Origin of the sequence: Actinoplanes sp. NPDC051411, assembly GCF_040682075.1 — a bacterium.
Classification (GTDB): Bacteria; Actinomycetota; Actinomycetes; order Mycobacteriales; family Micromonosporaceae; genus Actinoplanes.
Genome location: NZ_JBFBAD010000077.1, coordinates 22,461 through 48,099, shown reverse-complemented (window position 1 = coordinate 48,099; position 25,639 = coordinate 22,461). Strand labels below are relative to the sequence as shown.

Below are 25,639 nucleotides of genomic sequence, written 5' to 3'. Positions count from 1 at the left end.
CCGAGCCGGCCCCCGAGGAAACCGCCGACGCCGATAACCAGCACTGTCCGGGGTGTTCAGAGCGCAACGACAGTGATGGCGCCGGTCCGAATTCTCGGATCGGCGCCATCAGTCTGTGGCGCCGCCGGCGTGGGTCTGGGTGACCAGGCAGGTCGGTCACCGAAATCCGCGGCCGGCAGCTCGCGACGCCGCGGAGAACCTGTGGACGCCAAGTGGGTCGTTCACCGAAATCCGCGACGCCCCCGGAGAACCGGTGGGGCGAGCCTATCCAGCTGGTGGACTCGCAGGCGGAGCGCTGACGGCCGGCCCGCCGCGGAGGATTTCCAAGGCCAGGGCCAGGGCCGCCTCGCGGAGTTCGGCCTCGTTGCCCTCCTCGTCGCGGATGGCGGTCAGCGCGGCGACCTGGAACGTGGTCAGCGCCGTGCGTACCCGCAAGCGCTGGGCCGTGTCCGCGCCGGGTGGGGCCAGGACCGCGATCATCGACTGCATGACCTCTTTGATCTCGGCGGCGATCGGCAGGCCGTGGATCTCGGTGGCGTTCTGCCGGACCAGCAGTGTCAGGTCGCTGCCCCACTGCTGCTGGTGGGCGGCGAACGCGCGCAGCAGGCGCTCCTGCCGCTCCGGGGACCTGGGTGAGGCCTCGGCCGTCACGACCAGGGCCGCGATGCCGTCGAGGTAGCCGCGGAGGATCGCGGTGAGGATTTCTTCCTTGGTGCGGAAGTGGAAGTAGAGCGCGGCCTTGGTCACCCCGAGCCGCTCGGCGATTTCGCGCAGCGACGTGACCGTGTAGCCCTGTTGGGCGAAGAGCTCCAGCGCTACGGCGAGGGCCCGCTCGCGGGTGTCCGTGCGCCGACTGTCCACGGTCACGACGACAGGTTAGCCCGTCATCGGTCGCGGTCGGTGGAGAAGGCCCTGGCGAGTACGGCGGCGAGGGCCACGCCGACGATCGCGATGCCGACCTGCACGCCGACGACGGCCCAGTCGTAGCGGTGGCTCGCCACGGTGAACAGGTGGCTGCTGTGGATGTCGTAGTGGTCGGCGACCCAGGTGCCGGCGACCGCGGCCAGCATGCCGATGAGCACGGTGACGATCAGGCCGATGTTCTGCCGGCCGGGCAGCAGGAGGCGGGCCACCACGCCGATCACGAGGCCGAAGATGATCGCTGCCACGTAGTCCTGGGCATGCACCGGGGGGTTCCTCTCGTCGGTGGACGTAGGACGATGATGCACTACCCCAGCAAAAGGGTGATCTCCGCGGGCGGGGCCGGGCGGGCGAACAGGTAGCCCTGGCCGAGGTCGCAGCCGAGCTCACTGACCAGCCGCTCGCGCGACTCGGTCTCCAGGCCTTCGGCGGTCACCTCGATCCCCAGGTCGTGGCAGAGCCCGATGGTGTGGCGGAGGATGTCGGACGCGGCCGACGACGCGGTGTCCAGGTCGGCGACCAGCTCACCGGCGACCTTGAGGCCGGTCACCGGGAGGCGGGAGAGGACGGTCAGGTTGGCGTACCCCGTACCGAAGTCGTCGACCGCGAGGCGCAGGCCGAGCGCGGCCAGTTCGCGCAGGCGGTCGCGGTGTTCGTCGGCCGCCGCGCTCTCGGTGATCTCGAGTTGGAGCCGGTGGGCGGGCAGGCCGGTGCGGTGCAGGATGTCGGCGACCTCGGCGGCCAGCCCGGGTTCGCCGAGTTGCAGCGGCGACAGGTTGACGCTGACCAGCAGGTCGTGGCCCTGCCGGCGCCAGGCGGCGCCCTGCCGGCAGGCCTGCTCCAGCAGGGCGCGGCCTAACGGCCGGATCAGGCCCGTACGCTCGGCGAGGCTGATGAACTGTTGCGGGTTGAGCACCGGCAGGCCGCCCGGGCGCTGCCACCTCGCCAGTGCTTCGACGCCGACGACCGTGTGGTCGGAGAGCCGGTAGAGCGGCTGGTAGTGCGGCACGAACTCGCCCTTGGCCAGCGCGACCGGCATCGCGGCGGTCAGCCGGTGGCGGCTGCGGTCGGCCTCGGCGCGGACGGCCTCGAAGACGGCATGCTCGCGCCGGTCGTGCCGGGCCCAGGCCAGGGCGAGGTGGGCGTCGCGCAGCCAGCCGTCGGGGTGGGTGCCGGCGAGCCGGTTCTCCACCACGCCCGCGGTCACGCCGACCGAGAACGAGTAGCCGTCGACCGGGAAGGCCGGGCTGAGCGCGACCCGCGCCGACGCCGCCGCCTTGGCCACCTCGTCGGGGCCGCTGGAGCCGGTCACCACCAGGGCGAACTCCTCTTCGCCGAGGTGCGCCAGGAAGTAGCCGCCGGCCGCGGCGACCTGCCGCAACCGGCCCGCGACGTCGGCCAGGAGGCGGTCGCCGTTGTCGGGGCCGAGCGCGTCGGTCAGCTCGGCCACACCGTCCACACTGAGCAGGCAGACGCCGAGCCGGTCGCCCGGGGCCGCGGCGGCGATGCGCTCGCCGAGGTTCTTGCGCAGGAACTGCCGGTTGGGCAGCCCGGTCTGCACCTCGTGGAGCAGGGCGTCCTGCAGGCGCTGCTGGAGGTCGGTCTGCACGCGCCGCCAGTGGATCTTTTCCGAGCGGTTCATCTGTTCGGCGGCGCTGACCGCGGCCGAGCGCTGGGCCGTGGTGAAGCCGGTGACCAGCCGGTCGAGCAGCAGCAGGACCCGGTCCTGGTGGCCGTCGACCAGGGCGGGCAGCCGGGCGGCGAACAGGCGCACGGTCACGCCGGCGACCGCCGGGGCGGCCATCCGCAGGTCGACCAGCTCGACCCCGATGCGGTAGCCGGGCGCCGGGTCGAACGGCTCGGCGCGGACCGCGGCCACCAGCTCGTCGAGCAGGTCGCGCAGGGCCGCCCGGGCGCGGGCGCGTACGCCGGGCACGAACCCGGCCTCGACCACGCCGCGCAGCCACTGTTCGGCCAGGGCGGCCAGAGCCTCGTCGCTCATCGTGGGGTCACCTCTTACGGGCCACCGCCACCAGGGCCGTGGGCTGCGGTGGGTCGTCGGCCTCGTCGGGGTCGGGATGCCAGTCGGTCGCCGCGACCACGCCCGGCTCGACGATCTCGAAGGCGTCGCCGACGATCTCGGCGATCTCGTCCGGGTCGCGGATCACGAGCGGGGTCGGCGTCCCCTCGTACAGCCGGCGGACGGTCTCCTGGGCGGCCCGGCCGGCCGGGGAGTCGTCGGGGCCGATGTGCGACAGCACGAGGTAGCCGCCGGGCGCCAGGGCCTTGCCGAGCCGTTCGACGATCGCGCGCGGGCCGGCCGAGTCGGGCACGAAGTGCAGCACCGCGACGGTCAGCACGGCGACCGGCCGCGAGAAGTCGAGCAGCTCGAGCACCTCGGGGTGGGTGAGGATGCTCTCCGGGTCGCGCAGGTCGCCCTGGATCACCCGGGCGTACGAGTTGCCGGCCAGCAGGCTGCGGCTCTGCTCGACCGCGATCGGGTCGATGTCGACGTAGACGACGCGGGCGTCGGGGCTGGCCTCCTGGGCCACCTCGTGCACGTTGCCGAGGGTCGGGATGCCGGAGCCGATGTCGAGGAACTGGCGCACGCCGCGGGCCGAGAGCCAGCGGACGGCCCGGCCGAGGAAGGCGCGGTTGGCCCGGGCGACCAGGCCGGCCCCCGGGAACGCGGTCTCGGTGCGGTTCCAGAACTCGCGGTCGACCTCGAAGTTGTGCAGGCCGCCGAGGGCGTAGTCGTAGACCCGGGAAGCGTCGGGGACCGTGACGTCGACCCCTTCCGGCACCCAGTCGTAGGAGTCCGTCACCGTTGCACCCCGATCCCCGCCGCCCAGCGATTGAAGCTCTAGGATGCACCAGTCGGACGAAGTGTCCAACCGGGAGGGTTCTCGCCCGGTCGGGTGCTGGCTCATCGGCGTCCGCATCTGCGATGGTGGGGAGCTTCATGATGAGGAGAGCCCGATGACGCCGCCTGAGCTCCGCCCGGACGTCCCGCACTCCGCCCGCATCTACGACTACGTGCTGGGCGGTAAGGACAATTTCGAGGCCGACCGGGTGGCCGCCGAGAAGATGCTCGAGGGCATGCCGTCGCTGCGGGCCTCGATGCGGGCCAACCGCCGGTTCATGGTCAAGGCGGCACGATTTCTGGCCCGGAAGGGCATCCGGCAGTTCCTCGACGTCGGCACCGGGCTGCCGACGCACCCCAACCTCCACGAGGTGGTGCAGGGCGAGGCTCCCGACGCCAAGGTGGTCTATGTCGACAACGACCCGCTGGTGCTCGTGCACGCCCGCGCGCTGCTCATCCCGGTCGGCACCGGCACGGTCTCCTACCTCGACGCCGACCTGCGCGAGCCCGAGGCGATCTTCGCCGCCCCGCCGGTCAAGGACGGCTTCGACCTGTCGCGGCCGGTGGCGGTCACGCTGATCGCGGTGCTGCAGCACATCGTCGACGACGAGATCGCCCGCGACATCGTCTCGCGGATCATGGCCCCGCTGGCGCCGGGCAGCGGGCTGGCGATCGCAGCCGTGACGACCGAGAACGATCAGCAGGGCGGCGACCACACCGTGCAGACCTACAACCGCAGCGGGGTGCCGGTGCATCCGCGGTCGCGGGACGAGGTCACGTCACTGTTCGGCGGCCTGCCGACGGTCGACCCGGGCGTCGTCTTCGTGCATCAGTGGCGGCCCGAGGGCGAGGACGCGGAGACCGCCGACAAGGATGTGGCGATGTACGGCGGGGTCGCGTTCAAGAATTGAAAAGGCGGGGACTGCCGCCGTGCGGTTGGGGCAGTCGCCGCCGCGTACCGGAATCAATTGACCGCGGTCCAGAGGAGCGCGGCAACCCCGGCGACCACGCAGTAGATCGCGAAGGGGTTGAGGGTCCGGGTCTCGAAGTATCTGGTCAGGAAGCGCAGCGAGACGTAGGCCGCGATCGCCGCGACGACGCTGCCGGCGAGGACCGGCCCGAGGATGCCGTGGCCCTCGGGCCCGGCCAGCGAGGGCAGCTTCAGCACGCCGGCCGCCAGGATCACCGGGGTGGCCAGGAGAAACGCGAACCGCGCCGCGTCCTCGTGGGACAGGCCCTTCAGCAGGCCGGTGCCGATCGTCGCGCCGGAGCGGCTGATGCCCGGGAACAGCGCCAGGATCTGCGCCGCGCCGATCAGGATCGCCTGGCCCCAGCTCTGCCCGGCCAGCCGGTTGTCCGACTCGACGTCGCCGCCGTGCGAGGCCGACACTCCCCCGCGGGCCGCCGCCGACATGTAGACGCGGCCGCCGTCCGGGGCCTCGGCGATCACCGGCACCTCGGCGTGGACCTCCGACCTCTTCTTGATCCGCTCGACGGTGGCCAGCATGATGCCGTTCAGGATCAGGAACACCGCGGCCGGGCCCGGCTTGCCGAGCGCCGCCCGCAGCGCATGATCGAGCAGCACCCCGGCCAGGCCGACCGGAATCGTCGCCGCGATCAGCAGCCAGGCCAGCCGCTGGTCGGGCGTCGAGATCGAACGGTCACGCAGCGAGCTGAACAAGCCCTTGACGATGCGTATCCAGTCGTTGCGGAAGAAGATCACCAGCGCGACCGCCGTCGCCACGTGCACGGCCACGACGAACGCCAGGTAAGGCGACTCGTCGGCGGTCATGCTGAGATCACGGGCCCAGCTCCCGCCGATGATCGCCGGGATCAACACACTGTGACCGAGGCTCGACACCGGGAAGAGTTCGGTCACTCCCTGCAACAGACCGATGAAGATCGCTTCCGGGTAGGTCAGGGACGGCACAGCCATGGGCACTTCTTTCCGCGTCGGTCACGCTTCTTTTTCGTACGCGGGTGGTCCGTCACCAACCGCCAGGACACTGCAACGAGTCACTTTAGAAGCACGGGTAAACCTTCCAGGCCGAACACGATCGAGGCCCGCCGCATCGCCAGTTTCGCCGGATCGGTCGCCAAATTCATCCTCGGGAAGCGCTTGACCAGGGCCGGGTAGGCGATCCGCAACTCCATCCGGGCCAGCTCCGCGCCGACACAGCGGTGGAACCCGTGCCCGAACGCCAGGTGCGACCTGCTCGTCTCGCGGCCGGCGTCGATCTCGTCCATGCCCGGGCCGAGCACGCTGTCCCGGTCGGCGGCACTGAGCGAGCACATCACCACGTCGCCCGACTTGATCGCCACCCCGGCCACCTCGAGGTCGCGCACCGCGAACCGGGGGAACGCCACTTGCACCACCGTCAGGTAGCGCAGCAGCTCCTCGACCAGGTCGTCGGCCGGCTCCCCGGCCCGCAGCGGATCGGCCAGGTGGGGCTGGTTCATCAGCACCAGGGCGCCCAGCGCGAGCATGCTGGCACTGGTCTCGAGCCCGCCGGTCAGCACGCCGTCGGCCAGCCCGGCCAGCTCCCGGTCGTCGATGCTGTCGCCCTCGGCCCGGATGATCGAGCCGATCAGCCCGTCCCCCGGCTCCTTGCGCTCCTTGGTGATCAACCCGCCCAGATAGTCGAGGGAATCGGTCATCGCGTCGAGCGACGCGTGCGCCCCGTCGTCGAGGTCGAACCGGGACGTGCTGAGCTTCTGGAAGTAGTCGCGGTCGGAATAGGGGACGCCGAGCAGCTCGCAGATCGCCAGCGCCGGGATCGGCAGGGCGAACTCCTGCCACAGGTCGACCGGGCCGTCCATGGCCTCCATGGCGTCGAGCCGGTCATTGACGATCGCGGTGATCCGCGGCTGCAGGCGGGCCAGCCGCCGCATCGTGAACTCCGGCGTGAGCAGCCGCCGCAGCCGGGTGTGCATCGGGGGGTCGGCGAACCCGAGCCCGCCCGGGGTCGCACCGGCGTCGACGCCGATGCGGCCGGCCAGCTTGCCGAAGTCGTTGCTGAAACCGTCGACGCTGCCGAGCACCGCCCGGACCGGCTCGTAGCCGGTGACCAGCCAGGCCCGGATGCCGAACGGCAGCGACAGCCGGCTGACCGGCTCCCGCTCCCGCAGGTCGTTCACCTTGGCGGTCGGATCGAGACCGTCCCGGAACAGCGGGAACAGCACACTTTCCGGCAGCATCGACAGGCTGCCCCCGAACGACATTCCGGACAAACCACCGGCGTAGCGGCGGGCCACGAAACCCAGCAGCCGCGACCGTACCGACGAGACCAGCGAGGCGACGCTCACCTGGTTCCCCTCTCAAGCGTCGGCGCGGTCGGCCCGCGCGTCGAAGCATGATCACACGAGGGCGTGAACGAGCGAAGACACGTCCCCCGTTTGTGAGCATCCCGCGCGCCTGTTTCGACGGGGGTGCCTTCAGCCCGTTCTCAGGACAGTCGCACATAACGGGGTCAACAGTTCCGCGCAACGGCCGAGAGTGAGCCGGTGCGCTCTCACCGTACTTTCACGAAGCCGCCGCCGTGTCCGCCCGTCGCGGGGCCCGGCGCTGCTCAGGCGGGCGGCCGGCGCTCAGCCGGGACGAGATCGCGCCGGCCGATGTGTCGCGCCGCACACCCGGGCGGATCCGGGCTCTGGTCCAGTATGTGGACGGAGTGGTTGCGCCGGCTTACTTCCTCGCCCCGCGTGGCTCCACGGCACCCCCAAATCCCTTTGACCGTACGCACGGACCTCGCCACGCTTCTCGAAAGCCAATTCCACCCCGATCGGATCCGGTCCCCCCGCCATGCGACCCTCGCCGTCCACGCCCATGACTCTTGATCCCGCCCGGCTGCTGTGGTGCGCGCTCGCCGACGTCCCGGTCGCGTTCCCGCCCAGCGGCGTCACCGTGGTCGTCTCCCCCTCGTCACAGCTGTGCCCGCCCGGCTGGTGCGGCGTGGTCACGCTCGGCCCGTCCGCGATCGCGACCGTACCCACCGCGGCGCTGAAACCGGTGGTCGAGGCCGCCCTGGCGGATCTGCCCACCACCGGCATGACCGACGCGCACCAGGTGCGGGCCGCGCTGCCGGCCCGGTCGTTCCTGGGTCCGGCCGCACTCGCCTACCTCGACCCGGCCGACTTCACTCCCCCGTCCGCGCCGGCCTCGGTCGCACCGGCTTCGGTCGCGCCCGCCTCGGTCGCGCCCGCGTCCGGACCGGCCGCCGGACCCGTCGCCTCGGTCGTGCCCGTCTCCGGGGTGGCCGATCTTGTCGCCTCGGTATCGGCCGACGACGCGGGCGAGAGCGGGCTCGACGAGATCACGTCGCCGGCGTTCGTGCTCGCGCAGGACGGCCGGGTGGTCGCGGCCGCGGGCTATCGGCGCTGGCCCACCGGCGTCGCCCACCTCAGCGTGCTCACCGCCCCCTCCCAGCGCGGCCGGGGCATGGCCCACGCGGTGGCCGGCCACGCCGTCGCCGACGCGCTGTCGAACGGGCTGTTTCCCCAATGGCGGGCCCGGCCTCTCGCCTCGCGGCGGGTGGCCCGGGCGCTCGGCTTCCACGAACTGGGCGCCCAGCTCAGCTTCGAGGTGAGCTAGTGGGATCCGACTGGTGGTGGGAGCTCGGCCTTCCGGGCGTCGACCCGGAGACGGCGCTGCGCCGCACCTACCAGCTGGCGGCCCAGCGCGACCTGAATCCCCGCCGCCCCGACGGCCTGATCACGATCATCGACGACGAGGGTTCCCGCACGACGGTCAGCGACTTCGACACGGCCATGGCGGCGATGGCGGCGGGCGCGGCCAGCCAATGGTGGACAAAGAACAACGACGACGTGTTCGTCCACCTGAAGGACGGCAACCTGTCGTGGTCGATGTACCCGTTCGGCCCCCACGCGTCGCTGACCGCCCTGTGGCTCGAGGCGGCCCAGTTCCTCGACGCCCACCTCGGCCGGGTGCTGGACGAGTGGTCATCGGAGCAGATCTGGGACCTGCACTACGCGACCCACCCCACGGCGGGCAACTGGCCGGCCGAACTCGGCTGGCTGACCTACGCGGGCCCGCACATCCACCCACCGGCGCCGCCACTGCCGGAGGTCGCGGCCCGCACCCGTACGCTCCCCAACGGCGCCCGCCTCGTAACCCTCCTCGACGACCCGGCCGCCGTAGACCGAATCCGCTACGAACAGATCCACCGGCGCTGGTTGAGCCTCCCCTGACCTGCCCGAGCCGATCCACGACGGCCGGCGGCAGGACAGCGGCCGCCACATCACGTGCCCAGCGCGCCGCCGGGAGCTGCGAGGTTACGGGCTGGGAGCCCGAGGTCGCTACGCCGTCAAGACGCTCCGCCGAATTCGGTGTTCTGGCCGGCCGAGTTCCGCATTCCCGCCCGCGACGCCATGCCGCCCGGCCCCCGAATCACTCTCCGCCGACGCCGGCCCCCATGTCGAAACGGCGCACAGTGCCACTTCTGGCCGAAACTCAGGTGGCTGCCTATAGGTGCCCTTGAGGGCAGGACTCGGCAATCACCCGGACCATTGTCTCGGCCCTTCCGGAGACGCGATGCCACGCATTCGGCAACCGTGGCGGCTTGGTCGAGCGACGGGCCCGCGCCGGCGACAAGCGAACCGCGGTCCATCCCGCCACCACGGCTGCGGGTGGCCCCGGGATCGATCCCGGTCGACCAGTGGTCGCGGGGCCGGCGATGGCGCCGGGGTGGGCGACGCTCCCTGGGGTCGGCCACGCTCCCGGGGTCAGCCACGCTCCCGGGGTCAGCCACGCTCCCGAGGTCAGCCACGCTGAGGCCGGCGGTGGCGCCCTTTCTCCCGTCGGCGCCGACGGGATCGCCCGACGGAGCCGGCTTGGCCGACCGGGAGGACGTGCCTGACCTGAGCGGCGGCGCCGACCCGATCGGCGGAGTGACCTGATCCAAGGCGTTGGGCAGTCTGCCCGCCGGCAACTGCTCACCGTGCTGCCTTGACCGGCCCAGCTGGGTACTGCCCTGTCTGCTCGCCCGCAGCGTTCAACCCGATCAGCCAGGTCGATCTGGCCGGTGGATGTGGCCTGGCCAGCAGACATGGTTTGACCGGCGGACATGTCCTGGTCTGGGGATCCGGCCCGATCGGCACCTGCAGCCTGACCGAGGGATGCGTTTTGGTCAGCGGATGCGGCCTGACCGGCCGAAGCAGCCCGACCGGCGGATACGGCCCGAACAGCCCAGACGGCCCGGTCGGCGGATGCGGCCCGACCCGCGGATGCGGCCTGATCGGCAGGTGCGGTCTCGTCAGCGCATGTGGTGGTTCCTGCGGGAGCGGTGGCATCGGCCGGATCGATCACGCCGCTCTCACCATCACCACCGCAGGTGAGCCCTCGACCGCACGAAACGTCCCCGCTCAAAGCTGGAACCGGCAACCGCTCGGCGTCGGCTACCGCGGCGGACGGCGCCGTTGACCGGCCGGCGCTGGTGCGGTCGGCCGGCGCGACCACATCACCGTACAGACGCAGGTTCATCGCCCGCCGGCCATGACGCTGCCGCAAACCCCATTCACGATGCCGCTCATGCTCCCGGCGAAACTGCTCAGCCTCGGGCGAATAACTGCGCGCCGCAGTCCGGTCACGCCACAACGCCACTTGCGACCGGGGAAAGAACTCGAGCTGCCCCATAAGCTATTTTCCCGCATCCGGATCGGGAATTGTCAGCCCCACCGGCGTGTCGATCATGCCAAATCGATGCGACGAAAGGGCCATCGAATTTCCGGCCGACGATATGCGTTTCTGATCGAACTTCAACCCTCCTCGCCTTGCGTGTAGCGGTGTCGCCAGGGCGTTGGCCGGTGCTGCGTGGTCTTGGCGACAGCGGCGAGTGTCTTCGCTGGCTGTCGTCGAGCGAAAGGACTGGACCCCCGCGACGGAGAGAGGCGCTGCCGCACCGGCGGTCGTGAACTCGCAGACGTTCGCCGTCGTGGCCGGCGCCGCCGCGCCCATCGAACCGGCGGTGCTGCGGGTCCACCCGGCACGGGGCCCCTCGGCGAGCGGTGGTCAGGCCGGGGCGGGGACGCCCTCGAGGATTATTACCGGAAACAGCCGGTCGGTGTTCTGCTCGTAGGCTGAGCTGCCGTCGGAGACCAGGCGGTAGAGGTCGTCGCGCTCTTCGCCGGCCGTCACGACGGCTCGGGCCTGATAGGTGCTGTCGCCGAGTTCGACCGTCACGCCTGGGTTGGCTCGCAGGTTGTGGAACCAGGCCGGGTGTTTGGGGGCGCCTGCCTTGGAGCCGACCACGAAGACGCGGCCCTTGTCGTCGACGGCGAAGCTGAGCGGCACGGTGGTCTGCCGTCCTGTGCGCGCTCCGGTCGTGGTCAGCAGCAGGATCGGGAACGGCGGTTGGCTGACCTTGCCGTGACTGGCGCGGAATTCCCTGATGACGCCCTGGTTGTAGGTCCGGAACTCGTCGTCGGACGGCACGGTCGCCATGGCTCTCCTTGATTTGTCGGCATCGGCTGTGACCGGTGGCTCGGGTTGGAGGAGGGAAGCCGAGGACCCTCGGTCATGCGGACCGCCCGCGCCGGGGAAAGGAATCGGTGGGGCTGCCGGCCCGTACAGGGACGGCGAAGGTCACTGGCACAGAGCTATGCGCAGCATGGAGACGTTGACGTCCTCGACTGCAGTTGCCGCTACGCGTAGGCCCGCGCGCACGGCCGCGATCGCCCCGAACATCGGCAGGTGTGCGTATCGCGATGACCTCGCCGAGTGTGACCAGGGTGAGAAGGCTGAAGCGTTCGGCGATGTGGCCGGCAGGGCGCCGACCGTGACGATCAGCGGCAGCGGGAGAACCGCTGACAGGGCCCATCCGGTCTGCGCCACGACGGAGCCACAGCGCTGTCCGCGGCGGCCGTGAAGCTGACGGGCAGGCCGAATGCCAGGATGACGATGCCGATCATCACAGGCGCCGATCGCCGGGCCGCATGTCCTTCGCTCATCTGATGGGCGAGTTGTTCGGGCGCGATCGCGAAGGCGATCACGTAGGTGAGGTCGTAGTGCAGCTCCAGCGGCGTCGTCGACCGGTGAAAGCTAGGCTCTTGTGGTGAGCGAAGCCTTCCGTAAGCTGCATGAATCCGGCACCTTTGTGATCCCGAATCCGTGGGATGTTCCGTCGGCGCGGGTGCTGGAGCACCTCGGGTTCGCGGCGCTGGCGACCACGAGCTCCGGGTTCGCCGCCTCGCTCGGCCGCGGCGATCAGCATGTGACCCGCGACGAGCTGGTGGCGCACGTGGCGACCCTGACCGCGGCCGTGCGCATCCCGGTCTCCGTCGACGCCGAGCGGGGCTACGCCACCGGCACCGCCGGGGTCGCCGCGACGGTGCGGATGCTGATCGAGGCCGGGGCCGCCGGGGTGTCGATCGAGGACTACGACCCGGATTCGCAGAGCATCTATCCGGTCGACGTCGCCGCCGAGCGGATCGCCGCGGCCGCCGCCGAGTGTGACCGGCACGGGGTGGTGCTGACCGGGCGGGCCGAGAATCACCTCTACGGCGCCGGCGGGCTGGACGACACGGTCGCGCGGCTGGTCGCCTACCGGGATGCCGGGGCCGCCTGCCTCTATGCGCCCGGGCTGAGCGACCTCGGCGACATCGCGCGGGTGGTCCGCGAGGTCGCCGCGCCGGTCAACGTGCTCGCGCTGCGGAACGGCCCGAGCGTGTCCGAGCTCGCCGGGGCCGGCGTGCGGCGGGTGTCGACCGGCGGCAGCCTCGCCTGGGCCGCCTACGGGGCGCTGGCCGAGGCCGCCACCGAGCTGCGCGACCTCGGCACCAGCACCTATCTCGACCGGGCGCTGTCCCGGCAGGCGCGCGAAGCCGCGTTCCGCGACGATGACTGATCCGGAGCTCGCCGAGCAGGTCGCCTATTACCGCCGCCGGGCGCCTGAGTACGACGCCACCTCGTACGGTGACCTCGGCGCCGCCCGGCGGCGGATCGCCCGGCTGACGGAAGAAATGCGGCCGGAGGGCCGGGTCCTCGAGATCGCCTGCGGCACCGGCATGTGGACCGAAACTCTGGCCGCGCATGCCGACGAGGTCCTGGCTGTCGACGCGGCGCCCGAGGCGCTGCAGATCGCGCGTCGTCGGACAGAAGCCGCCAACGTCACCTTCGAGCGCGCCGACATCTTCGACTGGCACCCGGAGACCCGGTTCGACACGATCTTCTTCTCGGCCTGGCTGTCGCATGTGCCGGAAAGAAGATTCGACGAGTTCTGGGGACGGCTGGCCGGCTGGAGCGCGAGAGTTCTGTTCGTCGACGAGCCGGCCGAGGAAGACGACAAGCCGGCCAAGGAAAGAGACAAGCCGGCCAAGGAAAAATATGTCGGGAACGAGACGGTCGAGCGCCGCCTCACCGACGGCACCAGCTTCCGCATCGTCAAGAATTTCATCGATCGAAGAAAGCTGGAACGAGACCTCGACCGCCTGGGCTGGACCTGCGTCACCCGCCAGGACGACGACACCGGCTGGTCGTGGGTCTACGGCGAGGCCAGGCTCAGAACGGGTACGCCCGGGGCCCGTCCCGCAGCGTGATCCACTGCTGGTCGGTGAAGTCCTCGGCCGTGAACCCGAGCCCGAACCGCCCCCATCCGCTGTCCTTGACCCCGCCGAACGGCATCTGCGGCTCGTCGTTGACCGTCTGGTCGTTGACGTGCACGATGCCGGCCGACAGGCGCTGGGCCAGGTCGAGTCCGCGGTAGACGTCGTCCGAGATGATCCCGGCGGTCAGCCCGAACCGGGAGGCGTTGGCCCGCTCGACCGCCGCGTCCGGCCCGTCGACGACCTCGATCAGCGCGACCGGCCCGAATGTCTCCTCGAACGCGATCTCGGCCGCCGCCGGCACGCCGGTGAGCACGGTCGGCCGGTAGCACGGCCCGACCGCCGAGCCGCCGGTCAGCACCGTGGCACCGAGCGACACCGCCTCGGCCACCCGCCGCGAGATCAGCGCGTGCGCCCACTCGTTGATCAACGGCCCAACCACAGTGGCAGGGTCGCGCGGGTCGCCGACCGGCAAGGCCGCGACCCGCTCGACAAATCCGGAAATGAACGCGGGAGCGACCGCCCGGTCCACGATGATCCGCCGGACGCACACGCACACCTCGCCCTGGTGCACGAAAGCGCCATAGGTGGCGGCGTCGATGGCGAGCGGCAACGACGCGTCCGACAATACGAGCAGCGGATTGGAACCGCTCAACTGCAGAACCGACCGCTTCAAATGCCGCGCCGCCAGTTCGGCCAGCCGGCGACCGGTCCCCGTCGACCCGGTGAAACTCACCCGCCGCACCAGCGGATGGGACACCAGCTCCGACGCGATCATCGAGGCGTCCCCGGACGCGTGGGTGACCACGTTCAACACGCCCGCAGGTAGCCCGGCTTCGGCCAGCAGCGACGCCCAGAACGTCCCCCCGGTCAGCGGCGACTCCTCGGACGGCTTCAGAACAACCGTGTTGCCCAGGGCAAGCGGCCCGACAATCGCGCGCCCGGCCAGAACCAGTGCCGCATTCCACGGCGCGATCGCGGCCACCACGCCGACCGGCCGCCGAACCGCCATCGCCCGCGTGCCCGGGACATCCGAGGGAACGAGATGGCCCGGCGAAGCGTACGGAAGAGCCGCCGCCTGCCGCAGCAGGGAGAGGCAGAATTCAATCTGCATTCGCGCGAAGACCAGGCCGCAGCCGGTCTCCGAGGCGAGCAGCGAAATGACCGCGGCGGCCCTCGACGACAGAAGCGAAGCGGCCCGCAGAAAGATCTGCTGACGGGCCGAGGGCGACCACCCAGACCACGCGGGAAAGGCCGCGTGGGCCGCCTCGACCGCCCGCCGCGCGTCCTCGGCATCGCCCGACGCCACCGAGGCGAACACCGACCGGTCCCACGGGTCGAAGTCGTCGAAGCGCCGCCCGCTCACGGCGGGCACCCACGACCCATCGATGAACAGGTCGGCCTTCTGCGTCACCGCGGCAGCCTAACCGATGTTCCGCTAGCCGGAACACCCACTGATACAGTGCAACGCCATGACCGAGCCATCGGGCGCGTCGTTCTCGCAGTCCCTCGAGCGGGGGCTGAGCATCCTGTCGGAGTTCGCCACCCGCGGCCCGGTGATCGGCATCGCGGACCTGTCGCGGGCGGTCGGGCTCAACCGCAGCACCACCCATCGGTACGTCGCGACGATGACGAAACTCGGCTTCCTGCAACAGGATCCGGACACCCGGAAATACTCGCTCGGCCCCAAGGTCGCCGATCTCGGATTCGCCGCGATCGGCTCGCTCGAGCTCACCGGGGTGGCGGCCGGGCACCTGCAGACGCTCTCCGACGAGACCGGCTGCGCGGCCAGCATGGCGGTGCTCGACGGAACCGACATCGTCTACGTCGAACGGCGCCGCAGCCGGCGCACGGCCGGGCTGGTGGTCGACCTCAACCTGCACGTCGGGTCGCGGCTGCCGGCCTACTGCACGTCGATGGGCAAGGTGCTGCTCGCGTACCGCGACCCCATCGCCCTGCGGCCCCTGCTCGACCGGATGGACCTCGCGCGGCGAGGCCCCAAGACCATTACCGTACGCGAGCAGCTCGTCTCCGCCCTGGCCAAGGTGCGGCAGGCCGGCATCGCGGTCAACGACGAGGAGCTCGCACCCGGGCTCCGCTCGATCGCCGCCCCGATCCGCGACCGTGAGGGCCACGTGGTCGCCGCGATCAACGTCGCCGTCCAGCTGACGACCTGGACGATGTCGGTCGAGTCGGTGGTGAGCCGCCTCGAGCGCCCGCTCCGCCGCACCGCCGAGGACATTTCGACCCAGCTGGGATACCGCCGTTCGAACAGCTGAAACACGCTGTTGTCCAGTCGGAGGCCGAGGCCTAGTTTCGGGCCACGACAAGGACGGAGGCCTCCGATGGCGCTGCTCGACGAGTCCCGATGGAACGACCTGATCTACTCCGACGGCGCCTGGGGCCCAGGCACCGGTTCACGCTCCGACGTGGTCGAGCCGGCCACCGGTGAGGCCCTCGGACGGATCACCCTGGCCACGCCGGACGATGTCGCGCGGGCCGCCCGTACGGCAGCGAACGCCCAGCGTGAGTGGGCCGCGACGCCGCACACCCAGCGGGCCGCCGTTCTTCGCCGGGCCGCCGCGCTGTGGACCGAGCACGCCGAGGAGATCACCTGGTGGAACGTGCGCGAGGTCGGCGCGGTGCCCGGAATGGCCGGGTTCGCGGTGCACGTCGCCGAGCAGGAATGCTACGAGGCCGCGTCGCTGCCGAGCCGCCCCTACGGTTCGCTGGTGCCGAGCGAAGAACCACGCCTGTCGATGACCCGGCGTTACCCGGCCGGCGTCGTGGGCGTGATTTCCCCGTTCAACGTGCCGATCATCCTGGGCATCCGGTCGGTTGCGCCCGCGCTCGCGCTCGGCAACGCCGTACTCCTCAAGCCCGACCCCCGCACGGCCGTGACCGGCGGTCTCATCCTGGCCCGGATCTTCCAGGAGGCCGGCCTCCCGGACGGTCTACTACAGACGGTGATCGGCGGCGTCGACGTCGGCGAGGCGATGATCACCCACCCGGCGGTGCGGGTGATCTCGTTCACCGGCTCGACCCGGGCCGGCCAGCGGGTCGGCGAACTGGCCGGGAAGCACCTCAAGCGCGCCCACCTCGAGCTCGGCGGAAACTCGGCGATGATCGTCCTCGACGACGCCGACGTCGACGCGGCGGTCGGGCTCGCCGCGTGGGGCAGCTACTTCCACCAGGGCCAGATCTGCATGACGACCGGCCGGCACCTGGTGCACGAGCGAATCTACGACGACTTCGTGCAGCGCCTCGCCGACAAGGCGGCCAAGCTCCCGGTCGGTGACCCGGCCCGCGAAGAGGTAGCGCTCGGTCCCGTCATCGACGCCACCCAGCGCGACAAGATACACGCCCTCGTCACGGCCGGTGGCGGCCGCATCGTCACGGGCGGCTCGTTCGACCGCCTCTTCTACCAACCGACAGTCATCGCCGACACGACCGCCGACACCCCGGCCTTCGCCCACGAGATCTTCGGCCCGGTCGCCCCGGTCGCCCGGTTCAGCAGCCTCGACGAGGCGGTCGCCCTGGCCACGGCCAGCGAATACGGCCTCTCCCTGGGCATCGTCACCCAGGACGCGATGCGCGGCGTCGCCCTCGCCGACCGCATCCCGACCGGAATCGTCCACGTCAACGACCAGACGGTCAACGACGAGGCCAACGCACCCTTCGGCGGCCTCGCCGCCTCCGGCACCGGCTCCCGCTTCGGCGGCGCCGGCGCTAACATCGACGCCTTCACCGAAACCCGCTGGATCACCGTCCGCAGCCAGGCCGCGACCTATCCGTTCTGAGCGGTCTGCTCACGCTTTCAGATGTACGCGTCGTCGCCGTAACCAACCGCAACAACGGCGTCCCGCCAAGCAGCGCAAGCACTCCGGCGCCCCGAGGCCGTCACGCGCCCTCCGGCCAATGCGAACCGCAAGACAGGCCGCCCCCGACCCGGCGGCCCGCCCCAATCGGCGGGTCGCCCGCGCCAAGGGGTCGTTCCGGCCAGTGGGTTGTGCTTGCCAGCAGGTCGTCCCGGTCGTGCTCGGCCGTGCTCGGCCGTGCTCGGCCGCCCCAGCGGCGCTCGGTCGATCCAGGCCGCGCAGAGTTGGGCCTGAGCCGCGCGCAGAGTTCAGGCTGCGCACAGCCGGCTCGGGGGCACACGGTCTATACACCTTTTGGGGGGTCTGTGTCTGATCCACTGTGACGCTTGCGGGTGATCGTCTTGGAGGTCGATCGTCGGGTCTGCTGGTCGCAGGCGATACGGCGACGGCGGTGGCATTGACCAGGCGGAGCGAGAACGTCGGAAACAAGTGCGGCAGCGGGCGGCAGCGCTGTTTGGGCAGGGCAGGTCGGCAGTCGAGGCAGCCGGGCTGCTAAAGGTGTCGACGAAGTCGGCGGATCATTGGCGGCCAGCCTGGGTCGCCGGCGGTGCGCAGGCGTTGGCCTCGCGTGGCCCGGCCGGGCCGGACCCGAACCTGTCCGACGAGCAGCCGGCCCGGCTCAAGGCTCGGCTCGAGCTGAGCCCGGCCGCCTCCGGCTACCGCGAGGACCAGCGCTGGACGTTGGCCCGGATCGTGGCGTTGAGCGCGACGATGTTCCCTATCCGGGTCGCGACCACGACCGCGTGACAGGCGATGTGCCGGCTCGGCTTCACCGCTCAGCTGCCGATCCACCGGCCGATCGAGCGAGACCAGCCGGCCACCGCGCACTGGCGCCGGTATCAGTGGCCGGCGGTAAAAGAATCGCCGCCTGCTCGACCGCCTGGATCTGCTTCGCCGACAAGTGCGGCCAAACCCTGAAGGCCCACAAGGCCACCACCTGGGCACCCAAAGGCGAAACACCCGTAGTGAAGGTGACCACCAAAGGCACCATACGGATGCCGGTGGCCGGATTCTGCTGCTACGGCCGGGGGAACGCAGCCGGCTGATCCACCGCAGCCTGACTTATCGGGCGCAAAGGCGAACCCAAGGGCTTCCGGGAGCCGGAGCTCATCCGGCTGCTGGACACCGCTCACCAGCAGCTGCACGCCCCGATCGTGCTGGTCCGGGACCGCCTGTCGCTGCACAAGACTCCCACGACCCGGGCGGCGATCGCCGCCCGGCCTTGGCCGCGCGTCTACGAGCTACCGGCCTACGCGCCAGAGCTCAACCCGGTCGACAACGTCTGGCCGACGATCAAAGGCAGCCTGGCCAACCTCGCCGTCAACGACCTCACCACCGCGGTGAAAAACCGCCTCAAACGTATGCAATACCGCACCGCCCCGATCGACGGCTACTTCACCGCAACGGCTCTACCTCCACCAGCACCACCCTGACCCCCCACCCCAAAGGTGTCTAGGCGGGCGGCGCAGGTGAGCCGTGTTCCACTGAGGACGGAGCCCGAGATGTCCGATGTTCGGCGGCAGTCGATTGCCTAACGTGTTTGCGCAGCCGAAACGATTGATGTGTCGCCAGCCTTCCTGCTGCTGACGCCATCCCCGCCGTGCTCGGGGTGGCCGTCGGCTATCTGTCCGCTGGTCGTCTCGCCCGCCTTCGAGCCCTTCCCATCCGTCACCTCTGGCTGGTCTAGCCAGCGCCGCCGTCCAGTTCGACCAATTCTCGCGAGATTCCGGCCCGTGCCCCTGCTCGCTGCCGTCTTCCCCATCGTGTTCACGTGGCTGCCTACTGGACAGCTGCCGACCTGGCCACCGTCCTCGGCACAGCCCTCGCCATCGGACTCAACGGCCGCCGTACAGCCCAGGGCGCGACCCGAGCCGTGAACCCGGCGCCGTCACCCGGAAGAACTCGCCCGCCGACGCCGCGACCCACCCGGCCGCCATTGGTAACACCCTCACCAGGCTCGGCGGGCTGCATTGCCCGGTCGGCGCCCCTCACAACGACCCGGAATGATCATGCGCCTGACCTGCTCGCGGATCGCCCTCGCGGTCCCACCCCGGCCACCTCGCGATGCTGCTCTACACATCGGCGACCCTCAACGCCGAGGCGGCGTGACGACGCTCGCGTGGCCGCCGTACCGCCGCCGCCCCAGGAGGTCAACCGCGCCCTCTCCCGGCATCCCGCATTTCGGACAAGCCTCGCTTCCCTGCCGGAGCGGGGCGTCAACGTCGTAGAGTCCTGGGCCGATCCCGCCGGCGCGGCGCGAGCACTACTGGAAACGCAAGCCAGGACATAGAGTGACCGGACACTGAATAAACGCGGGGAGAGGTCATGCGCGAGGAGTTTCCGGACGACTTCACCCGTGTTCGCAGCTCGCTGGTCATCATGGCCAAGGCCGTGCGCGAGGCGATGCGCCAGGCCAGTGCCGCCCTGCTCGCCGCCGATCAGAACCTGGCCTACGGCGTGACCGTTCGCGACGCCGAGATCGACGTGCTCTACCGGGTCGTCGAGGACCGGGTCTACGACGTGGTCGCGCTGCGCCATCCGGTGGGTGGTGACCTGCGGATCGTCATGACGGCGCTGCAGGCGGCCGCCGACCTCGACCGCATGGGTGAGCTGGCCGTGCACGTCGCCCGGGCCACTTTGCGCCGGCACCCGCAGCCCGCGGTCGCCCCCGAGTTGGCGGTTCTTTTCCATTCGATGGCCGCGGTGGCCGACGACCTGGCCGGCAAGATCGTGTCGGCTCTGGCCGATCAGGATCAGGTGCTCGCGGCCGGTCTCGACGCCGACGACGACGCGATGGACGAGCTGCACCGCGAGTTGTTCGGCGTGATGCTCAGCCACGAGTGGCCGCTCGGCGTCGAGGCCGCCGTTGACGGCGCGCTTCTGGGCCGCTATTACGAGCGTTACGCCGACCATGCCGTCAATGTGGGCCGCCACGTCATTTCGATGGCGGCCGGCAGGACGGCCGAGCCGGCGTAACTCCCGCGGTCAGGCGACCTCGCGCAGCCGCGCGGCGGTCCGTTCCGGCGTTGTGTCGCTCACCCAGGACGCCATCGCCGATTCGACGCCGGCGAGATATTTGAGCTTGCCGGGCCCGCGCAGAACCGAGAACACCTGCAGATGCAGGCGGAAAAGGTCACGGTCGGTGCGGGTCGGGCTTTGGAAAACCCCGGAGATGTACGGGAGTGGATCGTCCCCTTCGTAGAAACGATCGAGCCGTCGCAGAATGTCGCCGTACAACCGGGCCAGGTCGTCCCTTTCCAAGCCGGACAGGGCCGTCAGATCGGCCACGTCCCGGTGCGGCGCCACGTGCACTTCGACGGGCCAGCGAGCGGCCGCCGGAACATACGCGGTCCAGTGTTCCGACGACGCGACCACGCGCGTTCCGGCCCGGCGCTCGGCGTCGAGAATGTCGCGGAACAGATTGCCTCCGGTGGACGAACGGTGCCGCCGCGCCATGTCCAGCATCCGCGCGACCTTCGGCGGCACGAACGGGAACGCATAGATCTGCCCGTGTGGATGGGGCAGCGTCACCCCGATCTGCCGTCCCCGGTTCTCGAAGATGAACACGTGCTCGACGCCGTCGATCCGGCCCAGGGTGGCCGTGCGATCGACCCACGCCTCGATGACCGTCCGCGCCCGGGACACCGACAACGACCCGAACGACCCAGCCGAAGCGGACGAGAAACACACCACCTCGGTGCGCCCGAAGGCGGGCCGGACCGGCCACAGCGGGTCCCCGTCCACCGCGCCGGGCTCCCCTTCGGCGCGCGGGGAGAAGGACGGGAACCGATTCTCGAACACCACCACGTCGTAGGACGCTTCGGCGATCTCGGTCGGAAAGCCTCCCGGCGACGTGGGCGCGAGCGGATCCTGGTCGGCCGGCGGCATGAACGTGCGGTCGTTGCGGTAGGCCGCGATCGCCACCCATTCGCCGGTCAGCGGGTCGTACCGCATCTCCGCCGATCCGCCGGCGACCGGGCCCAACGGCCGCCCGTCAACCGCCGACCGGTCGGCGAACGGCTCCGTGTCATCGAAGTAGATGATCTCCCGGCCGTCCGCCATGCGGCGCGACGTCTTCCGCACCCGGTGCCCGACGTCCGCCGTCATGCGCCGACCACCGCCACCTCGCGCGGGCCGAGCACCGCGGGCGCCCCGGGGATGCCGGTCAGCTCGACCGGCAGGTCGGTGCGGTTGATGTAGAACCGGACCGGACCCCGGACGGCCAGCTCGACCCGGCCGCGCAACTCGGCCGGCAGCTCGCTGACCACGCCGGCCCGCGACAGCAGGGTGTCCAGCACCGGCACCAGTCCGTCCGGCCCGAGCCGGGTCGAGACATAGGCCGCCGAGCCGGTCCCGGCGGCACGACGGGTCACCGCGGCCCGCCCCGCCATCTCACCGGTCTTGTAGGAGGCGAGAATCTCGGCGTCCACCACGTCGATGCGATCGGTCCACCGGGTGCCGGTCGTGCCGTTGTCGAGGGCCACCTGCTCGTCGTCCAGCAGCGGCGCGAACTCCTCGATCCGGATGCCGAGCAGCGACCGCAGTGCCCCCGGATAGCCCCCGAGCCAGACGTGGTCGTTCTCGTCGACGATCCCCGAGAAGTACGTCGTGATCAGGTGGCCGCCCTCCGAGGCGTAGGCCGACAGCCGCGCGGCCAGCGAGGAGGGGACGACGTAGAGCATCGGCGCCACGACCACGGAGTAGGAGGACAGGTCCGCGTCGACCGGGACCACATCGGCCCGCACACCGAGGTCGAGGAACGCGGAATACCAGTCCAGCGCCTCCTGCCGGTAGCGCAGACGGGACGACGGATGCGAATCGAGTTCGGCCGCCCACCACGACGTCCAGTCGAACAGGATGGCGGCCGGCGACGGCGTACGGGAAACGCCCGCGACCGAAGGCAGCGACCGCAACCGCTCCCCCAGCGAAGCCACGTCGCGGAACACCGCGGAATCCGTGCCCGCGTGGGGAACCATCGCCGAGTGGTATTTCTCGGCGCCCGCGGACGACTGCCGCCACTGGAAATAGCAGACCGCGTCGGCGCCGTGGGCGACGTGGGTCAGCGAATCGCGGGCGAGTTCTCCCGGCTTCTTCGCCACGTTGACCGGCTGCCAGTTGACCGCGCTGGTCGAATGCTCCATCAGGAACCACGGCCGGCCACCGGCCAGATTGCCGGTCAGGTTGGCCGAGAACGACAGTTCGTCGCGCGCCTGCGGACCGGGAATGACGTAGTGGTCGTTGGACACGAAGTCGACGGACGAGGCCCAGGAGGCGTAGTCCATGCCCTTGGTCTCCCCCATGACCATGAAGTTCGTGGTCACCGGCACCGAGGGGGTCAGTTCCCGCAGGACGGACCGCTCATCTCGCAGATAGGAGAGCAGCGCGTCCGAGGAGAAACGCTTGAAATCCAGCTGCTGGGTCGGATTGGGGTGGGTCGCGGCGAGCCGGGGCGGCAGGATCTCCTCCCACGAACCGTAGTGCTGCGACCAGAACGATGTCCCCCACGCGGCATTCAGCGCGTCCAATGTCGAATACCGCGCCCGGAGCCACACCCGGAACGCCGTGGCCGCGTCGGACGAGTAGTCGTAGACGTTGTGGCAGCCCAGTTCGTTGGAGACGTGCCAGGCGGCCAGCGCGGGATGCGAGCCGTAGCGCTCGGCCATCGCGCGCACCAGGCGCAGCGCGTGCGACCGGAAGATCGGCGACGTCGGCCGCCAATGCTGACGGCCGCCGGGCGAGATGACCCGGCCGTCGGAGGATTCGGGCAGGACCGACGGATAGGCGGTGGTCAGCCAGGGCGGCGGCGAGGCGGTCGCGGTGGCCAGGTCGACCAGGATTCCGTTGGCGTGCAGCAGATCCATGATTTCGTCGAGCCAGCCGAACTCGAAATCGCCGGACGACGGCTCGAGCCGGGCCCACGAGAAGATGCCGAGCGAAACGATGGTCACGCCGGCCGCTTTCATGGCCTTCATGTCGTCGTCCCAGACCGAACGCGGCCACTGCTCCGGGTTGTAGTCGGCGCCGAATTCCAGGCGGGGTGTGCCGGTGCGGCGAAGCCAGCGGGGGGTTGTCACACAAGCTCCTTAAACCACAGGGGGCCCGCCGGAAGCGGGCCCCCTGGGACTTCACTTGACGGTAAAGCCCTGCTCGTTGCCGTACTTCGCGCTCTGGTCCTGCCACGCCTTGAGCCCGTCGGCGAGCGACGTCGAGGAGACGTACGCCTTACCGACCGTGTCGTTGAAGACGCTGTTGGCGTAGACCTGGAACGGCAGGTAGCTCCATCCGGTCACCACGTTCTGGGCCGACTTGGCGAAGATCTGGTTAGCCTTCTGCCCACCGAAGTATTTGAATTCGGTGTTCTGGAACGCCGGCGAGTTCAGCTGCGCGGTGGTGGCCGGGAAGGCACCGTTGTCGACGCGCACCTGCACGCCGTCACCGTCGTCGGCGTACTTCATGAATCCGTAGGCCAGGGCCTTGTTGCCGCCCTTGTCCATGATCGCGAGCGACGAGCCGCCGTTCTCGGCCGACGCCGTGCCCCCGGCCTGCCACTGCGGCAGGTCGGCGACCCGCCACTTGCCGGAGCCGCTGGGGGCGCTGGAGACGAAGTTGGCCGGCATCCACGCGCCGGTGGTCAGGGTGGCGATCGAGCCGTTGGTCATGCCCTGGAACCACTGGTCGCTCCAGGACGAGATCGGCGCGAGCAGCTTCTCGCTGATCAGCTGCTGCCAGACCTGCGTGAACTGGGTCGCGCCGGGGTCGGTGAAGTTGATCGTGACGTTGGTGCCGTCGACCTGGTACGGCTTGCCGCCGGCCTGCCAGATCATGCTGGTGACGAAGCCGGCGTCGCCGGTGTCGTTGGTGATGTACGCCTTCGGGTTGGCCTTGTGCAGCTTGCGGGCCGCGTCCAGGTATTCCTGCCAGGTCGTCGGAACCTTGATGCCGTACTTGTCGAAGACGTCCTTGTTGTAATAGAGCGCCATCGGGCCGGAGTCCATCGGCAGGCCGAAAACCTTGCCGCCGTTCTGCACCGAGTTCCACGGGCCGGGGGTGAAGTCGGCCTTCAGGCTGGACGCGCCGTACGGACCGAGGTCGGTCAGCGCCTTGCCGAGCGCGAACTGCGGCAGCGCGTAGTACTCGATCTGCGCGACGTCGGGCACGCCTTTGCCGGCCGCGACCGCGTTCTGCAGCGCCGTGTACTGATCATTGCCGGTGCCGGCGTTGACCAGGTTCACCTTGACGTTCGGGTATTTCTCCTGAAATTTCGCGACCACCTGCTTGAGCGTGGGCTCCCACGCCCACACCGTCAGGTTGCCGCCCTTCTGCAGCGCGGCCTGGACGTCGGCGTCCGAGACGCCGGAGGAGCCCGAGCCGGAGCCGGTGGACGAGGAGGAGGAGTCGTCGGACGAACCGCAAGCGGCGAGAGCCAACATGGCCGCCGTCGCGGCCGCGGCAACTTTCAGAAACCGGGGCATTCTCATTTTCCTTTCCCGAAACCGGGGATCATTCCTTGACGCTTCCGGCGGCCAAGCCGGACTGCCAGTACCGCTGGAGCGTGAGGAACGCGGCCAGCAGAAGCACGATCATGATGAGAGAACCGGCGATCACCAGGTTGAACACCGCCTGGCCGCCGGCCGTGGTCGCCTGCGCGTTCCAGGAGTTCAGGCCGACCGTGAGCGGATACCAGTCCGGGTTCTTCAGCATGATCAGCGGGAGGAGGTAGTTGTTCATCGTCGCGACCATGCTGAACAGCAGCACGGTCACAATTCCGGGAGCGAGCAGCGGCACGCTGATCCGGAAGAAGGTGCGCATCTCGCTCGCGCCGTCGACCCGCGCGGCCTCCAGCATCTCGGCCGGAACGGCCTCGGTCGCGAAGGTCCACATCAGATACAGACCGAACGGCACGATCAGGGACGGGATGATCACGGCCCACGGCGTATTGGTGAGGCCGAGCTTGGAGAACATCAGGAACGTCGGCACGGCCAGCGCACTCGGCGGCACCGCGACCGCGCCGATGACCGTACCGAAAACCGCGCGTTTCCCCGGGAAATCGAATTTCGCGAGGCCGTAGCCGGCGAGCACCGCGAGGAACGTCGCGCCGCCGGCGCCGACCACGACGTAGAAGAGCGTGTTGCCGAGCCAGCGCAGATAGATGCCGTGGTCGTAGGTGAACGTGTCGCGCAGGTTGTCCCAGAGCGCGAAATGCCCGTTGTCGAACCACAGCCCGAACGACGTGAACAGCCCGTCCTGGGTCTTGGTCGCGTTGATGACCAGCCAGGCCAGTGGCACCAGGGCGTAGAGGCCGACCAGCGCGGTGAGCGCGGTCAGCGTGATGCTTCCGCGGCGCTTGCGCCGGGCCGGTTCGCTTCCGCTCACATCGGAAAGCCCGGTACGCAGGGGAACGCGTGTCGTAGTCGTCATG

23 protein-coding genes are annotated in these 25,639 nt (G+C 70.2%); 10 read left to right on the top strand and 13 right to left on the bottom strand.

Annotated elements, in window-relative coordinates; translation table 11 throughout:
- Positions 1–264: 264 nt before the first annotated feature.
- From AB0M88_RS34420 to AB0M88_RS34405, 4 genes are read right to left on the bottom strand one after another with little or no spacing between them, the layout of a single operon-like run.
- The gene (locus tag AB0M88_RS34420; protein ID WP_364109952.1) at positions 265–867 is read right to left on the bottom strand and encodes a helix-turn-helix domain-containing protein; all 603 of its coding nucleotides are present in this window, start codon (positions 865–867) and stop codon (positions 265–267) included.
- A 17-nt stretch (positions 868–884) separates the two neighbouring features.
- The gene (locus AB0M88_RS34415; RefSeq protein WP_364109950.1) at positions 885–1,187 is read right to left on the bottom strand and encodes a GlsB/YeaQ/YmgE family stress response membrane protein; all 303 of its coding nucleotides are present in this window, start codon (positions 1,185–1,187) and stop codon (positions 885–887) included.
- 41 nt (positions 1,188–1,228) lie between these two features.
- On the bottom strand, positions 1,229–2,923 hold the full coding sequence (locus tag AB0M88_RS34410) for a bifunctional diguanylate cyclase/phosphodiesterase (RefSeq protein ID WP_364109947.1): 1,695 nt from the start codon (positions 2,921–2,923) through the stop codon (positions 1,229–1,231).
- 7 nt (positions 2,924–2,930) lie between these two features.
- Entirely contained in the window at positions 2,931–3,746 is an 816-nt protein-coding gene (locus AB0M88_RS34405; RefSeq protein WP_364109944.1) for an SAM-dependent methyltransferase, read from the bottom strand.
- Positions 3,747–3,900: 154 nt separating this feature from the next.
- On the opposite strand from AB0M88_RS34405, the gene AB0M88_RS34400 reads away from it, so the two are divergent.
- Positions 3,901–4,695, top strand: a complete 795-nt coding sequence (locus AB0M88_RS34400) for an SAM-dependent methyltransferase (protein ID WP_364109942.1) — start codon at positions 3,901–3,903, stop codon at positions 4,693–4,695.
- Between the two features lie 53 nt (positions 4,696–4,748).
- Here the strand turns inward: AB0M88_RS34400 and AB0M88_RS34395 are convergent, their stop codons facing one another.
- Together AB0M88_RS34395 and AB0M88_RS34390 are read right to left on the bottom strand one after the other, a co-directional pair.
- Positions 4,749–5,720 (bottom strand): undecaprenyl-diphosphate phosphatase, encoded by a 972-nt coding sequence (locus AB0M88_RS34395; protein WP_364109940.1) that lies wholly within the window; start codon positions 5,718–5,720, stop codon positions 4,749–4,751.
- Between the two features lie 80 nt (positions 5,721–5,800).
- On the bottom strand, positions 5,801–7,090 hold the full coding sequence (locus tag AB0M88_RS34390; RefSeq protein ID WP_364109938.1) for a cytochrome P450: 1,290 nt from the start codon (positions 7,088–7,090) through the stop codon (positions 5,801–5,803).
- Between the two features lie 520 nt (positions 7,091–7,610).
- Here AB0M88_RS34390 and AB0M88_RS34385 point away from each other — a divergent pair.
- Together AB0M88_RS34385 and AB0M88_RS34380 are read left to right on the top strand one after the other, a co-directional pair.
- A complete protein-coding gene (locus tag AB0M88_RS34385) occupies positions 7,611–8,375 on the top strand; it encodes a GNAT family N-acetyltransferase (RefSeq protein ID WP_364109936.1) in 765 nt (254 codons plus the stop codon).
- The gene (locus AB0M88_RS34380) at positions 8,375–8,992 is read left to right on the top strand and encodes a hypothetical protein (RefSeq protein WP_364109934.1); all 618 of its coding nucleotides are present in this window, start codon (positions 8,375–8,377) and stop codon (positions 8,990–8,992) included. Before AB0M88_RS34385 ends, AB0M88_RS34380 begins: the two co-directional genes overlap by 1 nt.
- Positions 8,993–10,811: 1,819 nt before the next feature.
- Here the strand turns inward: AB0M88_RS34380 and AB0M88_RS34375 are convergent.
- Together AB0M88_RS34375 and AB0M88_RS34370 are read right to left on the bottom strand one after the other, a co-directional pair.
- Positions 10,812–11,243 (bottom strand): nitroreductase/quinone reductase family protein, encoded by a 432-nt coding sequence (locus tag AB0M88_RS34375; RefSeq protein ID WP_364109932.1) that lies wholly within the window; start codon positions 11,241–11,243, stop codon positions 10,812–10,814.
- A gap of 341 nt (positions 11,244–11,584) precedes the next feature.
- Positions 11,585–11,791, bottom strand: coding sequence for a hypothetical protein (locus AB0M88_RS34370; protein WP_364109930.1), 207 nt, complete (start codon positions 11,789–11,791; stop codon positions 11,585–11,587).
- A 62-nt stretch (positions 11,792–11,853) separates the two neighbouring features.
- On the opposite strand from AB0M88_RS34370, the gene AB0M88_RS34365 reads away from it, so the two are divergent.
- Positions 11,854–12,645, top strand: coding sequence for an isocitrate lyase/phosphoenolpyruvate mutase family protein (locus AB0M88_RS34365; RefSeq protein WP_364109927.1), 792 nt, complete (start codon positions 11,854–11,856; stop codon positions 12,643–12,645).
- Positions 12,638–13,336, top strand: coding sequence for a methyltransferase domain-containing protein (locus AB0M88_RS34360; protein WP_364109925.1), 699 nt, complete (start codon positions 12,638–12,640; stop codon positions 13,334–13,336). Before AB0M88_RS34365 ends, AB0M88_RS34360 begins: the two co-directional genes overlap by 8 nt.
- Here the strand turns inward: AB0M88_RS34360 and AB0M88_RS34355 are convergent.
- Complete coding sequence (locus AB0M88_RS34355) at positions 13,299–14,756, bottom strand: aldehyde dehydrogenase family protein (protein WP_364109923.1); 1,458 nt, start codon at positions 14,754–14,756, stop codon at positions 13,299–13,301. The genes AB0M88_RS34360 and AB0M88_RS34355 overlap by 38 nt on opposite strands.
- Positions 14,757–14,814: 58 nt before the next feature.
- Here AB0M88_RS34355 and AB0M88_RS34350 point away from each other — a divergent pair, with 58 nt between their 5' ends.
- The 5 genes from AB0M88_RS34350 to phoU all read left to right on the top strand — a co-directional run bounded on the left by AB0M88_RS34350 (position 14,815) and on the right by phoU (position 20,196).
- Positions 14,815–15,621 (top strand): IclR family transcriptional regulator, encoded by an 807-nt coding sequence (locus AB0M88_RS34350; RefSeq protein ID WP_364109921.1) that lies wholly within the window; start codon positions 14,815–14,817, stop codon positions 15,619–15,621.
- Between the two features lie 66 nt (positions 15,622–15,687).
- A complete protein-coding gene (locus AB0M88_RS34345; protein ID WP_364109919.1) occupies positions 15,688–17,142 on the top strand; it encodes an aldehyde dehydrogenase family protein in 1,455 nt (484 codons plus the stop codon).
- Between the two features lie 636 nt (positions 17,143–17,778).
- A complete protein-coding gene (locus AB0M88_RS34340) occupies positions 17,779–17,967 on the top strand; it encodes a hypothetical protein (protein ID WP_364109917.1) in 189 nt (62 codons plus the stop codon).
- Positions 17,968–18,374: 407 nt separating this feature from the next.
- Positions 18,375–18,653, top strand: a complete 279-nt coding sequence (locus tag AB0M88_RS34335; RefSeq protein ID WP_364109915.1) for a transposase — start codon at positions 18,375–18,377, stop codon at positions 18,651–18,653.
- Between the two features lie 892 nt (positions 18,654–19,545).
- The gene (gene phoU, locus AB0M88_RS34330; protein WP_364109913.1) at positions 19,546–20,196 is read left to right on the top strand and encodes a phosphate signaling complex protein PhoU; all 651 of its coding nucleotides are present in this window, start codon (positions 19,546–19,548) and stop codon (positions 20,194–20,196) included.
- Between the two features lie 9 nt (positions 20,197–20,205).
- On the opposite strand, the gene galT is transcribed toward phoU, so the two are convergent.
- Genes galT through AB0M88_RS34310 form a run of 4 tightly spaced genes read right to left on the bottom strand, consistent with a single transcriptional unit; the run spans position 20,206 to position 25,638 of the window.
- On the bottom strand, positions 20,206–21,327 hold the full coding sequence (gene galT / locus AB0M88_RS34325; RefSeq protein WP_364109911.1) for a galactose-1-phosphate uridylyltransferase: 1,122 nt from the start codon (positions 21,325–21,327) through the stop codon (positions 20,206–20,208).
- Positions 21,324–23,294 carry a beta-galactosidase gene (locus AB0M88_RS34320; protein ID WP_364109909.1) on the bottom strand — a complete coding sequence of 657 codons (1,971 nt, stop codon included), beginning with the start codon at positions 23,292–23,294 and terminating at the stop codon, positions 21,324–21,326. Before AB0M88_RS34320 ends, galT begins: the two co-directional genes overlap by 4 nt.
- Positions 23,295–23,345: 51 nt before the next feature.
- A complete protein-coding gene (locus tag AB0M88_RS34315; RefSeq protein WP_364109907.1) occupies positions 23,346–24,692 on the bottom strand; it encodes a sugar ABC transporter substrate-binding protein in 1,347 nt (448 codons plus the stop codon).
- Positions 24,693–24,720: 28 nt separating this feature from the next.
- Positions 24,721–25,638, bottom strand: coding sequence for a carbohydrate ABC transporter permease (locus AB0M88_RS34310; protein ID WP_364109905.1), 918 nt, complete (start codon positions 25,636–25,638; stop codon positions 24,721–24,723).
- Between the last annotated feature and the right edge of the window lies 1 nt (position 25,639).

Coding starts and splice junctions, on each gene's coding strand:
- AB0M88_RS34410 (WP_364109947.1), bottom strand. CDS start 2,923: ATGAGCGACGAGGCTCTGGCCGCCCTGGCCGAACAGTGGCTGCGCGGC.
- AB0M88_RS34400 (WP_364109942.1), top strand. CDS start 3,901: ATGACGCCGCCTGAGCTCCGCCCGGACGTCCCGCACTCCGCCCGCATC.
- AB0M88_RS34395 (WP_364109940.1), bottom strand. CDS start 5,720: ATGGCTGTGCCGTCCCTGACCTACCCGGAAGCGATCTTCATCGGTCTG.
- AB0M88_RS34385 (WP_364109936.1), top strand. CDS start 7,611: ATGACTCTTGATCCCGCCCGGCTGCTGTGGTGCGCGCTCGCCGACGTC.
- AB0M88_RS34375 (WP_364109932.1), bottom strand. CDS start 11,243: ATGGCGACCGTGCCGTCCGACGACGAGTTCCGGACCTACAACCAGGGC.
- AB0M88_RS34360 (WP_364109925.1), top strand. CDS start 12,638: ATGACTGATCCGGAGCTCGCCGAGCAGGTCGCCTATTACCGCCGCCGG.
- AB0M88_RS34350 (WP_364109921.1), top strand. CDS start 14,815: ATGACCGAGCCATCGGGCGCGTCGTTCTCGCAGTCCCTCGAGCGGGGG.
- AB0M88_RS34345 (WP_364109919.1), top strand. CDS start 15,688: ATGGCGCTGCTCGACGAGTCCCGATGGAACGACCTGATCTACTCCGAC.
- phoU (WP_364109913.1), top strand. CDS start 19,546: ATGCGCGAGGAGTTTCCGGACGACTTCACCCGTGTTCGCAGCTCGCTG.
- galT (WP_364109911.1), bottom strand. CDS start 21,327: ATGACGGCGGACGTCGGGCACCGGGTGCGGAAGACGTCGCGCCGCATG.
- AB0M88_RS34315 (WP_364109907.1), bottom strand. CDS start 24,692: ATGCCCCGGTTTCTGAAAGTTGCCGCGGCCGCGACGGCGGCCATGTTG.
- AB0M88_RS34310 (WP_364109905.1), bottom strand. CDS start 25,638: ATGACGACTACGACACGCGTTCCCCTGCGTACCGGGCTTTCCGATGTG.